The organism is Bacteroides sp. f07 (assembly GCF_042854785.1).
GTDB lineage: Bacteria > Bacteroidota > Bacteroidia > Bacteroidales > Bacteroidaceae > Bacteroides.
The window spans coordinates 2,565,042-2,577,703 of sequence record NZ_BAABXI010000001.1 but is presented as its reverse complement, the minus strand read 5'-3'; the positions used below and the strand labels follow the sequence as shown (position 1 = coordinate 2,577,703).

Genomic DNA, 12,662 nt, shown 5'->3' with positions numbered 1-12,662 from the left:
AGGAAGTGAATAAGAGGTTTTTAGTCTTTTTGTCATCACGTAAGAGTTGGACTCTCCCTTACATTATTTTTTCGGCGATCTTTGTGGTCATACCGTTGTTCTTGATTGTCGTGTATGCGTTTACCGACGATAACGGTCATTTGACTCTCGCCAATTTTCAGAAGTTCTTCGAACATCCTGAAGCGATCAATACCTTTGTCTATTCGATAGGTATTGCTATCATCACCACCCTTGTTTGTCTTTTGCTGGGTTATCCTGCTGCCTGGATACTGAGCAACAGCAAGCTGAACCGTTCCAAAACGATGGTTGTCCTGTTCATCCTGCCGATGTGGGTGAATATCCTGGTGCGTACCCTGGCTACGGTTGCCCTATTCGACTTTTTCAGCGTGCCGCTGGGTGAAGGAGCTTTGATATTCGGTATGGTGTACAACTTTATCCCCTTTATGATTTATCCTATCTATAACACGTTGCAGAAGATGGATCATAGTTATATCGAAGCTGCGCAGGACTTGGGCGCCAATCCCGTACAAGTCTTTCTGAAAGCGGTTCTTCCGCTTTCCATGCCGGGGGTGATGAGTGGTATCATGATGGTGTTCATGCCGACTATCTCGACTTTCGCCATTGCCGAGCTGCTGACGATGAACAACATCAAACTCTTCGGTACGACGATTCAGGAAAATATCAATAACAGTATGTGGAATTATGGAGCAGCGCTTTCACTTATCATGCTGTTGCTGATTGCGGCTACTTCCTTGTTCAGTACCGATGATAAGGACAATTCTAACGAAGGGGGGGGGCTATGGTAAAGAAAATATTTGCGCAGGCTTACTTGTGGATATTGCTGTTGCTGCTTTATTCTCCTATCGTGATTATCGTCATCTATTCCTTCACCGAAGCGAAAGTGCTGGGCAACTGGACCGGTTTCTCTACCAAACTTTATACTTCGCTTTTCACCACGGGCACGCATCATTCTTTGATGAATGCATTGGTTAATACGATTACTATCGCCTTGCTGGCTGCAACGGCATCTACCCTGCTGGGTAGTGTGGCTGCTATCGGCATCTTTAATCTGAAATCCCGTTCGCGCAAAGCGATTAGTTTTGTGAATAGCATTCCTATTCTGAACGGAGATATCATCACCGGTATTTCGCTTTTCCTTTTGTTTGTTTCTTTGGGAATCACGCAAGGATATACCACCGTGGTGCTTGCACATATCACTTTCTGCACGCCTTACGTTGTGTTGAGCGTTCTGCCCCGCTTGAAGCAGATGAATCCGAATATTTATGAAGCTGCCCTCGATTTGGGGGCGACTCCCATGCAAGCCCTGTGGAAAGTCATTGTGCCGGAGATTCGTCCGGGAATGATTAGTGGCTTTATGCTTGCGTTGACACTGTCTATTGATGATTTTGCCGTAACAGTGTTTACCATCGGCAACCAGGGCTTGGAGACGCTTTCTACTTATATTTATGCTGATGCCCGCAAAGGTGGTCTGACACCGGAGCTTCGCCCGCTTTCCGCTATTATTTTTGTGGTGGTGTTGGCGTTGCTTATTGTAATCAATTACCGGGCAGGGAAAGCGAAGAAAAAATAGTTATTCAATATGCCAATGCGCTGATATGCTAATTGCATGGCAGCACGTTTTCAGTATTGGCATATTTGCACATTGTAAAATTATTAATTATGAAAAGAATAATTCCTGCTATCCTGTTGTTGCTGAGTTTGACGGGATGTTATAATTCCGGCGAGCCTCGCGAACGGGTTCTCAAAATCTATAACTGGGCGGATTATATCGGGGAAGGTGTTCTCGAGGATTTTCAGGCATATTATAAGGAACAGACTGGTGAAAATATCCGCATCGTTTATCAGACATTCGACATTAATGAGATAATGTTGACCAAGATTGAGAAAGGTCATGAGGATTTCGACGTGGTTTGTCCTTCGGAATACATTATTGAGCGTATGTTGAAGAAGCACCTGCTTCTGCCTATCGACACGAACTTTGCCCATTCTCCCAACTATATGAGAAATGTGTCTCCGTTCATACGGGAGCAGATTAATAAACTGAGCCAGCCGGGTGAAGAAGCCAGCCGTTATGCAGTATGCTATATGTGGGGGACTGCGGGAATCCTTTATAACCGGGCTTATGTTCCTGATTCGGTCGCAGCATCCTGGGATTGTCTTTGGGATAAGAAATATGCCGGCAAAATACTGATGAAGGATAGTTACCGTGACGCTTACGGTACGGCCATTATCTATGCGCATGCCAAGGAACTGGAAGAGGGGACTGTGACGGTGGAAGAACTGATGAACGACTATTCTCCGCAGGCTATGGAACTTGCGGAAAAATACCTGAAAGCCCTGAAACCGAATATAGCTGGCTGGGAAGCCGATTTCGGCAAGGAGATGATGACGAAGAACAAGGCTTGGCTGAATATGACCTGGAGCGGTGACGCTATATGGGCGATTGAAGAAGCCGATGCGGTAGGTGTGGACTTGGATTACGAGGTTCCGAAGGAAGGAAGTAATATATGGTATGACGGTTGGGTGATTCCGAAATATGCGAGGAATCCGGAAGCAGCCAGTTATTTTATCAACTTCATGTGCCGTCCGGACATTGCTCTGAGAAATATGGATTTCTGCGGATATGTAAGTTCGATTGCTACTCAGGAGATTCTGGAAGAGAAGATAGACACGACACTTACCTATTTTGCTGATTTGAGTTATTTCTTCGGACCGGGTGCCGATAGCATACAGATTGACAAGATTCAATATCCCGACCACAAGGTAGTGGAACGATGCGCTATGATTCGTGACTTCGGTGATAAGACGAAAGAAGTTCTTGATATCTGGTCACGTATTAAGGGGGATAATTTAGGAGTAGGTATCACCATTCTCATCTTTGTCGTTGTTGCTTTGATGAGCGGCTGGATGATATATAAAAGATGGCAACGTTACAGTCGCCGGAAACAACAAAGGCGAAGAAGCAGAAGAAAAAAGGTAAAGAGGAATTAACGTTGGTTTTTTGGTACATATTAGCAATAAGACTCGGTAAGCAGAATGTTTGCCGAGTCTTATTTTTATGGTGTCATTATCGCCGTTTCATATTGCGGAGTACGTCTTTTGTTTCCTTGTCTACACGGAGAGACTCGATAGTTTTCTGTAATGCTTTATTGTAAGTCCAGTTGTCCAGTTTGCTCTGTTTCAAGTATTCCATTGTCTTTTCTGGGAATTTGATGAAGCAGATGGATAGCATCCAGGCCATAGCCATTCGTGCATAATAGGCATCATGGTTGAAAGTGTCTGCGTATGCCAGCAATGCATCAATATGTCCTTCATCTATATAATGGAAAAGCATCACAATCCCGAAGCGGATTTCGAACTCTTTGGGAGATGCGAGGTAAGGCTGAATAAACTGCCATACTGTTTCTTTTCCTTTCTTCACGGCTGTTTTCAGTTCACCGCAAAAAATGTCGCATACCGCCCAGTTGTCGATACGTGGAACGAACATGCTTACGTATCTCATCCGTTCGTCCAGCTCCATTTTGGCCAGTCCGATAATCATTCCCTGAAGCATTGTTTCTTCATAATACTTGGTATCGTTTGCTTCCACGAATATGCGCCAGTCTTCTCTCTTTGTGATTTCTTTAGCCAGTGTCCGTAACTGCGGGATACGTATGCCGAGGATATTTTCCACTCCGGGGACTAGGGCAGAATGAAATTCCTGATACTTGGAATCTACTAAATCCTGCAATTCTTTTCGAATGTTTTCTGTTGTTGTCATTTTGTACAGTTGGTTATATTTCACAAATATATAGAAAAAGAGCATGCCTTGCGCGCAGACATGCTCCATTTTAGTTTTTTCTTCCAGCGAAGGTTTATATTACTTCTTGACCATGCTGAAAGTGAATGTTGTAATAGGGAAATCGAGATAATTATCTTCTCCGATTTTTACTTCTGTTGCTTTGATAATGAACGCAAGTTTTTTGCCTTCATAAGTGTAAGCACCGTTCTTTTCTGCTTGAATCGTTACTGTTATAAGAATTTTAGCAGGTTCTTCACCCTCTTCCTGTGCTTGCACCGGTGCAATGAACTCTATTTTTAGTGGTTCAGGTTTTAGTTGAAGTAAGATGTTGTTTTTATTTTCATCGAAAGTCGGCGTATAGGAGATATTGTAGTTGATTTCACCAAGATTAGCAATGATGTCTTCTGCCACTTCATCGTTATCAATAATGCTTTTAATCAGGTCGTCAACCGGAAGTTTCTTAATCATAATCTGATTGTCTTTTACTTCGGCGGTAACTTCGGCGCCTGCCGGTTTCTCTCCCTCTTTTGCATTTTCCGGTGAATTGACAGGCTCGGATTCCGTCAGCATTGTGCCGGAATAAGTACCATCAACATCTTTTAGGGAATATACGGGAATGTTTGAATCATCGTCATCACTGCTACATGCTGTAAAAGAAGAAACTATGCTCAGTGCCATTGCAAACAAGACAAAGCGATTAAAACAACAAACTTTTTTCATTTTAGTTAAAGTTTTCATACTGTTTAAAAAATTAGATTATTAATTCTCAAAATTAAGGTGTACGTACATAGTGTAAATGCTACGGCTAATAGAATACTGCATGAAAGAATAAAAAAAGAAAGAATTTTTTGTATGAGTATTGTTATGAAGATCCCTGTTAATGGGATCTTCGGCTATATAACTCAGTATTTGCTTTATTGTTTTTTCGTGATAGACTCGCTCGGCGTTATCCCAAAATACTCTTTGTATTTATGGCGGAAGTTCTTAAGGCTCTTCAACCCGATCATTTCCGGAAGAACGCTGACGGAGTATTTCCCGCTTTCCAATAGCTCACGTGCTTTTTCCATGCGAATCCGGTAAATCAGGTATTTGGGTGCTTCTCCTGTCAGTGCTTTCCATTTATTAAAGAAAGCGGTTCTGCTCATATATAATTCAGAAGCGATTTCATCTATCGTCAGATTTTCTTTATCTATATTTCTTAGAATAAATTCTTTAACCTGATTGATGAGGTCGTAATTGCCCTCATCTAAGATTTCCTTTTCCTCAACCTCCAGAAATTGCTTTCCGAATATTTTTTGCAGGAATGATTTTCTGAGGAAACGGTTGTTTTTGATAAGGACATTCATTTCAATTTTTAAATCTTCGATATGGAAAGGCATACATAAGAATATGTCGGCGAGGGAACTTTCTCTTTTGCTGCGTTGTCCTATGTCTATGCGTGAACCGTAAAGAATGATTGGAATAACAGAGGTTTCTCTCGATGTTTTTAGCCTCGATGATAGTTCGTTGCCATACATTCCATGAAGCATGATGTCGCAAATCACTAAATCCGGGTATTCCTCTTTTATACATTCTAAAGCATCCGTGCCGTTTCCGAAGCCTTTTACAATAAAATCCTTTGATAGACGTTCTTCCAGGTATAATCTGAATTCTTTGTTGCTGTCAGCAAGAACGACCAACGGTTTGGCGGAATTTCTCTTTTGTGAGTCCTTGCCGAACAAGGTATCTATTTTTTCTTCTACCGGATTTGACGCAATTTGTATGGCAGCATGTTTGGAGGCACTTTCCGGTGAATCTTTTGAAGGGAATACCAGAGTAATGGAGCGGTTGGAGTGATTAATCATAATCTTTCCATTGCATAATTTTATCAGCTTTTTGCAGAATATATTTTTCGCGAAATTGTATTCGAGTTCTTCTTTTCGTTTAGGCAGTTGCCAGTTTTTGCATTTGTAGCATTGGACTAGTTTCTTGTTTTCGAAATCAGCTATTTTTATTTGCCAGTTTTTGGAATTTGAGGTGATTAACAGGGTAATCGTTTTTTTTTGATCGGTATGGTCTATGGCATTTTTTATGAATTTGTCGATGACCGGTGATATTTTACTTTGGTCGAACCAGACGCTGGTATAACTGAAGTCTGTTTTTATATTCAGTTCTACCAGATTGTTGGCAGCATGTGTCTGTAAAGAATCAATTCTGTTTTTAATGAATATCCCCAATTCGTATTCTGAGGAATCCAGCTTTTCAGAATTTATGAACAATTGCTTCAAATCCATTAATCTGGTTAAATGTACATTGAGGTAAGCTATGTTTTGGATGGCTAATGATAACTCTTGTCTGATATTTTCGGTGCATATGTCATCATACGCTGTTTTTAGTGGCGTATGGATTAATGTAAGTGGCGTACGGATATTCTCAAAAGAGTCTATGAAATATTGGCTGCTTTCTTTCAGAAGATTTTTCTCTTTCTGTATCGTAATAATGTGGGCTATAATCCAATAGATTGTGATTCCTCCTGCCAGGAGTATTGAGGTGAAGTTGAGTTGATAAAGAATGAGTACCGCTATGCCGCCGGAAACGAGGGATGACGTTTGTATTAAGTATTTCATGTTAATTTGTTTTTTTAGTGACGTCACTCAGATGAAATAGCCCCATTTCTTTCGTTGAGAAAAAAAGAGGAAATTCACTATCCTAATATTTTACATCATTTTTTGAGAAATGGTGAATATCCTCTAAGTAACAATTATTAATCAGTTCTATTTGTTGAACACTTTGTTTACTGTATAAAATTGATACGTTGGAGAGCGTATTGTGTATTGGGTATTATTGAGGAATAACTCAATAAATACCATTCTGTATTTTCCCATATATATAAACTGAACAGATAATGCAGGTCAGGTTTTTATAAAAAGGTATGATTGGTCTGTTTCTACGAAGTAAAAATAATGATAAGTTCTAATAAGTAGATGCTACTGTTAGTCTTGAATGTTGAATAGTCGTGTTTTGGTATTAAAAATACGATAAAAGGTATGGTTTAATTACGTTCTGTTGGTAGAATATCGTTTGATAGCCTGCAAAATAGCAAAAGAGATGTACCATTTTTCCATTAGGATGTACAAGTGCAACTCTATTGTTGTTTTATTACTTGGTAAGTTGTGCTATAAAAATGCAGTTTTCTTCTGATAAAAAGTGAAAAGACTATAGATGATTTTTGTAAACTTATAGAAAATAAGGGGCTAATGACTTAAAATGTTGATTATTAGCGCTGCCACATTTTTGTTCTTCCCCGTATAATACTTAAGATAAGAACAAAAATGTGGCAGTGTTTAAAGGTGAAAAATCTTCGGTTGCTACTACTCTTATTTGGGGCTCGAAACTTTCCCACCAGTTAATCATATGAGCGTTGGAAGAGTTAGTAGCTTCCGAAGGATGATTATTCTTTATTTTTCTGTGTCACTTCGATACCTGCAGGCCATAGTACTGCTTTGTTGTAGGCTTTCGCATCATTTCCGTGACCGGAGTAATCTTTGGCTATGTCGCCTTCGCCTTCGTTAAACTTCCAGTAGGCGCAGAGACCGGGAGCGTTCTCGGGATCTTCTACGTTGTACATATTCTTGTAGATTTCCTGTTGTGTGCGGGCTGTGTTCCATATGCGTACTTCACAGATTTCACCATCGAGCTGTCGGCTCATGTCATCGGGTTCGCCGTAGGAGTGACCTATTTTGAACATGAACTGTTTGCCGCGTTCCTGCAGGCCGAGGTTGATGGCTTCGCCACTTCCGTAGTCTTCGGCGTGGCTTTGTTCACGTCCGTCAACGTAGATGGAGGCGGTGCGCGCTTCGGTGTCGTAAACTACGGCTACGTGATACCATTCATTGGGGAGCAGCAATTTGCTGTTGTCGGCATTGGGAATTTTGTTTTCCTGGGCGGCGAATTGTAATTGCTGCAAGGGGAATCCGGCATCACCGAGGCGCAATAGGCAGTATTGCTCGATGCCCATGATGGTACAGATGTTTTTCGTTTCGGAACCGTATTTGAAGTCGTTCACACGGATGATGGCTTCAAAGGTGAGTTGTTTCAGACCGTTCACGATGCCGGCAGTGGGACTGTTTTTGTCGAATCCGGGCACTTCGAAATAGTTATCCTTCAGGTTGACGGCAGTGGTGATGGCGCTGGAACGTCGGATGATGTAACAAATGGTTTTCGAGCCGTCGAGAATACCGATTCCCCCTGTTGCCTGACTGATGGTGACGGGCAGCAAGTAGCCGTCGTCGATGGTGAGTTCAGTGAGGGCGGCGAAGTCGATGGTGATGGGAGCAGAGGTGGTTTTACCTTGCGGGATGATGGCTTGCTCGGTGGAGAGAGTGTAATATTTGGAGTCGAGCAAGGTGTAGTCTGTTTCCAGACGGGCGTTGTAGGAACTTACCAAGGTGGGGTCTACTTTGAAGCTGACGTTGACATCGCTACCCGTTGGCTGCGAGAGTTGGGCGGCGATTGTTTGTTGTCCGGTTTCAATGAGACGGTTGAAGGTGAAGTTTGCCACGTCCTTCTGTTGGGCGACGTCGAGATAGACTACGTTGTCGAAAGGAGTGGCGTTGCTGTAGTCTTTGTTGTCGCAGGCGGCTACGGATAGTAGCATAGCTGCTGCAAGGCTTGCGAAGGAGGCGTTAGTTAGGATGCCTCGGAGGGTTCTTGTTGTTTTCATGGCATTTGAATTTTTGTTTTTTTACGGGGATTGATAAATATATGTCGTTTCGAATTTCTTCGTTGGGTTTTCTGTTTTTGTTAATGTCCGTCTGTCGGGTGTTGCCGATGGGTGGACGGGATGTTGTTGATGCTTTCTCTTACGGTGAAGTATTGTTATGAGAATTAGCTTTGTTCATAGCTGTTGGCTTTGGTCTCGAAATGAAAAAACGGGAGTGCTACCAGTGAAAGTATAGCTTTATGGCAGTGTACTTTGGGACAGACACTCCCAGTTTTTTCTTTGCTTCATTTAATGCGAGACCTGTTTTTGTAAAGTCTTGCAGAAACTTACGTCAAATAGGTTCACGCAAATCTGCTAGTAATTCTTTGGATAAGAAGTACCAGACCAACTAACTGTCTTTCCGCCCCATACATTAGGTGCGAAATAATTCATTGTTCCGGATGCGTCATAATTGCGTACGTTGAACATCATGATAGCTCCATAACCGCTATAGGATTTCGATGCAGATTGGATTTGACCTGCACCAGGAGTTCCTTGGGTATATTGTATTGACATTTTTGCCCATTTGCTGTTTGCAAATCCGGAAGGAGCATTCCTTATACCGAAGTTAGGCCACATATAATCGAGAGCATCTTTAGCAGTCTGATTGAAACTGGTTGCATAACCATAATGGAATGCTGTAATTAGTTTGCCGGCCATTTTCGAATGTGCACGCAAAGCTGTAATCAGTGCACTGAAGTTAGTGCCGCTAGGAGACGGAGTACCTGAAATTTTTCCATATTCGGCGTATTCATCATCAAAATCTACACCGTCTAGTCCGTTGGCTTCAATACAATCTGCAACTTGGTTTGCAAATGAAGTGATTTGACTTTCTGTCAGATTAGCAAACCCAACACCTGTATGGTCACCCAACAAACCGAGTAATACCTTGATTCCCTTGTCCTGCAATGGTTTTACCAACGTATTTCTATTGTTCAGAATGTAAGTCTGATTCGGGTTATGATACAACTCTACAGTTGAAACCGTGCCGCGAATATTCGATGCGAACAATATCACATGATCCACTACTTGCTCATCCGTACCGGCGAATGTGTATTCACCCATATTCAACGGATTAATGTCGTTCGTTTCAATGTAAGTGGTCAACTTAGGAGTTTTCACACCTACACTGCGAGTTGCGTTTGTACCTTGAGCATCTTGAGATGCTACCGTCATGTCATCACTGTTGCTACAACTTGTAGCGAACACTGCCATAATTGCTATGGCTGCAAATAATAACTTTTTCATACGTATTTTTTTTAATTTATTAATAAGCCTCAGTTTTCGGTTGGACGATACGTACATCTATGTTCATAAGAGCCCTCCTTTCTTTGTTTTAATGATTAAACTTAACGTAATTCCTACCGCCACTGATGGTTGTTTTTATTCTTTTCTTCTTGTTCTAATCAGGTTTTCTGATTAATTCGTATTACCAGTCTTTTCTGTAAGTGTTCAGATCAGGACCTGCGTTTAAAGTATTATCCAGAAAGATTCCCATATACGATGTGTCTCCCCATGTGAAATCGTCCATATCAAAGTCCCAGCCATTGCCGTTATCCATGAATTGAAAAAGAGATACGTCACCGACCATAGTCTCAATGGCACCTTCATAACCACCGTATTCTGTGCCGATAAGGTCACTTCCGTAAACTATAATATTATTTTTTTTATTTCCACTAGATCTCCATTGGGCTATGGCTTTTGATGCAATATTTCGAATCTCAGGATTATTGTCATTATAACAAGGTACGTTCACGTTTCCATAATGGGCTTCATCTAATCCGGCAATGGGCTTACGTGTATATTTGCTATAAGCCTGTGCGCTACCTTCCGCGTTGGGATTGATGATTTGCAAGTCTTCCGTCGGCGAAACATAACCGTGCCATGCGTAATCAATGTATTTGCCCACTTCAATGCCTCCACACTGGGCGACATCGTAGAAATATTCCGTAGCGTTTCCTTTATCTACCACTGTCAGCAACTTTTCGGGCATAGCATCGCTAAGGGCTTTTATCAGTTTGGGGTATGAAGTGGTATTCATTGCCGGCATTCCTGATTTGCCGTATTTGCTGTCGTCATCCCATAGGTTCACACCGTCCAGTTGATAACGCTCTACCGCGTTTTTCACCTGACGGACGAAATCAATTATTTGCGTTGTATTCATGTTGCAGAAACCTATGCCCTGACTGCCATTCTCAATGCAGAGGCATACTTTTCGGTCATTTTCCTGAAGATGGCGAATATATTTGTCTTTGTGTTCCAGTACATAAGAAAGGTCACTACCCAGTTGGAGCAAAGTGTGTCCACTGCTGGCATCGTAGTCTATCGTCGCTTTTTTGAGGTTTACAATGTTTCCCAAACTGAAAAACTGCCAGTAGTCAACCCATACACCCACTACACCGGCAATCAAAGGCTGGTAGGTTTCAGTGTTTACATAGAACACAGAAGTTAGGTCAGGCATTAGCGGCGGAATTTCTATGGGGTCATATTCAGGCATGCATGTTGTTATCTTTTCCCGGAAGATTATTCTATAATAAACCACTTGTTTAGCAGCTTGCACATCTATTCCTGCAAAGTCCCGTTCCAAAGTGATTGCCAGCAGGTAGAGTGTTCCTGTTTCCAGTCCTTCTGGCGAAAGGGTGATACTAATATTTTCGGATATTTTCTTTCCGGTGGATACGGTGAGTGAACCGCCGTTCTCAAAGGTCACATTCTCAATAGGAAATTCTTTCATTTCGGTGCTGTTGTCACTGTTGTATTTTGCTACGAGTTCCGGAGATGGAACGGCTTTTATCGTAACGGGCGTTGTGGCAGGTTTTGTCAGCGTATAAATTATTTCTTCGGTAGCTGGTCCGTCGTCTTGGTACATACCGACGGTAATCATGTTGGAGAAAGTCTTTCCACTATGCAACTGTCCTCCCACGCTGTTCATCGGCGTTTCGTCGGGAAGTGTGCCTCCAGCTTGTACGATATCGTCTGCGGTGCATCCCGTCATTGCTACCAGCAATAGGAAGAGAGCGAAGTATTTGAATGAGTTATTCATAAGATTGAATTTATAGTATTTATACATTGTTTTTTTGTCATTAGTTTCGGTTTCCGGCAAACTAATATTTCATCATTACCATCCTCTTACTTTCATCTTACATGGACGGATTCATCGTCTGTATAGCCGTCCGGCAAGTATGGTAATTCCTTTCAGGTTGATAATAATCTTCACCTATGGAGTATATTGCCATTCCTCCCAAAGGACCCAAGCCGACTACGCGATTGGGCATTTCGAGCACGGCGTTATGCCATTTCCCGTCTTCGTCCGCTAATTTGCCGTTCATCTTGGTGGCGAGTATCAGTTGTGCTTTCAATAGCGTTTGATGGGCTTCCAGTGTATTTGCCACAAGCAGTTTCAAAGCCACAGCTCTCTCTATATCGGCAGTCTTGAGCACTACGTAGTCCAGCTTTTCCATGTCGGCGGCATCCACAAAGCTAGGATCTCCTTCAAATACGAGCGCTTTTCCGGTAGCGGATAGTTTAGAGACAATCAGCCGTGCAGATGCCTTGCGGGCAGCCTGTTCGTCATCCGTTCCGCCGTAAAGAGGTAATCCGCTGAAAGCGAAACCATCCATTTTTAGTTCTGCAACAGTGGCTACCGCTTTGTCCAGCCATGCGCCCAGAGTAGCGTCATCGGGGAGTTCCGCCATCTTCTTGGCGTAATCTACGTGGTAAAGCACGCGGGTGCTTTTCTCTTGTAGTCTGGGAATGTCCTCACGGTCGGAAGCAGTGATGTTCTCTGAGTTTGCCAACGTGACAAAGTCCAGCGAATCGGGCAGTGAACGGAGATATTCGCCTTCGTTCTTTGAAGGCTCAACGCCGTTGTTGAAGTTGGCGTAGGTGATGTAGTGCGGACGTTCGAGCTTGTAGACGCGCAGTGATTCCGTATAGCGTGCCCAAAGTTCGGGATTTTGCTTACTTGGGTCCTGAATGGTGTAGTCCACTTCTTCCGGGTCTGTCCAGTCTTCGCAAGACGTAAACAGGAATCCTCCGGCTATTGCGACTGTCAGGAGACAAGCCATCAAATTGGATTTCAAATATCTGTGTTTCATATCTTTTTGTTTTTCAAGGTTT

Annotated in this window: 10 protein-coding genes; 3 read left to right on the top strand and 7 right to left on the bottom strand. The window is 42.5% G+C overall.

The features are described 5' to 3' along the window. Positions 1 to 5: 5 nt before the first annotated feature. The 3 genes from ACGHVY_RS10595 (at position 6) to ACGHVY_RS10585 (ending at position 3,012) form a co-directional block, all read left to right on the top strand. Entirely contained in the window at positions 6 to 806 is an 801-nt protein-coding gene (locus ACGHVY_RS10595; protein WP_022137161.1) for an ABC transporter permease, read from the top strand. Then, positions 800 to 1,591, top strand: a complete 792-nt coding sequence (locus tag ACGHVY_RS10590) for an ABC transporter permease (RefSeq protein WP_308744987.1) — start codon at positions 800 to 802, stop codon at positions 1,589 to 1,591. Before ACGHVY_RS10595 ends, ACGHVY_RS10590 begins: the two co-directional genes overlap by 7 nt. An 89-nt stretch (positions 1,592 to 1,680) precedes the next feature. Next, positions 1,681 to 3,012: an ABC transporter substrate-binding protein gene (locus tag ACGHVY_RS10585; protein ID WP_390598928.1), complete on the top strand. Its 1,332-nt coding sequence runs from the start codon at positions 1,681 to 1,683 to the stop codon at positions 3,010 to 3,012. Between the two features lie 76 nt (positions 3,013 to 3,088). Here ACGHVY_RS10585 and ACGHVY_RS10580 read toward each other — a convergent pair whose 3' ends face one another. The 7 genes from ACGHVY_RS10580 to ACGHVY_RS10550 all read right to left on the bottom strand — a co-directional run bounded on the left by ACGHVY_RS10580 (position 3,089) and on the right by ACGHVY_RS10550 (position 12,640). Next, positions 3,089 to 3,781, bottom strand: coding sequence for a DNA alkylation repair protein (locus ACGHVY_RS10580; RefSeq protein WP_308744989.1), 693 nt, complete (start codon positions 3,779 to 3,781; stop codon positions 3,089 to 3,091). 99 nt (positions 3,782 to 3,880) lie between these two features. Continuing rightward, a complete protein-coding gene (locus ACGHVY_RS10575) occupies positions 3,881 to 4,540 on the bottom strand; it encodes a DUF4840 domain-containing protein (RefSeq protein ID WP_390598926.1) in 660 nt (219 codons plus the stop codon). 176 nt (positions 4,541 to 4,716) lie between these two features. Further along, on the bottom strand, positions 4,717 to 6,408 hold the full coding sequence (locus tag ACGHVY_RS10570) for a helix-turn-helix domain-containing protein (protein ID WP_390598925.1): 1,692 nt from the start codon (positions 6,406 to 6,408) through the stop codon (positions 4,717 to 4,719). A gap of 824 nt (positions 6,409 to 7,232) precedes the next feature. Continuing rightward, positions 7,233 to 8,504 carry a DUF1735 and LamG domain-containing protein gene (locus tag ACGHVY_RS10565; protein ID WP_390598923.1) on the bottom strand — a complete coding sequence of 424 codons (1,272 nt, stop codon included), beginning with the start codon at positions 8,502 to 8,504 and terminating at the stop codon, positions 7,233 to 7,235. Positions 8,505 to 8,858: 354 nt separating this feature from the next. Continuing rightward, positions 8,859 to 9,791, bottom strand: coding sequence for a glycosyl hydrolase family 18 protein (locus ACGHVY_RS10560; RefSeq protein WP_390598921.1), 933 nt, complete (start codon positions 9,789 to 9,791; stop codon positions 8,859 to 8,861). Positions 9,792 to 9,972: 181 nt separating this feature from the next. After that, positions 9,973 to 11,586 (bottom strand): BT_3987 domain-containing protein, encoded by a 1,614-nt coding sequence (locus ACGHVY_RS10555; RefSeq protein ID WP_390598920.1) that lies wholly within the window; start codon positions 11,584 to 11,586, stop codon positions 9,973 to 9,975. Between the two features lie 97 nt (positions 11,587 to 11,683). Continuing rightward, positions 11,684 to 12,640: a glycoside hydrolase family 18 gene (locus ACGHVY_RS10550; RefSeq protein ID WP_390598919.1), complete on the bottom strand. Its 957-nt coding sequence runs from the start codon at positions 12,638 to 12,640 to the stop codon at positions 11,684 to 11,686. Positions 12,641 to 12,662 lie beyond the last annotated feature (22 nt).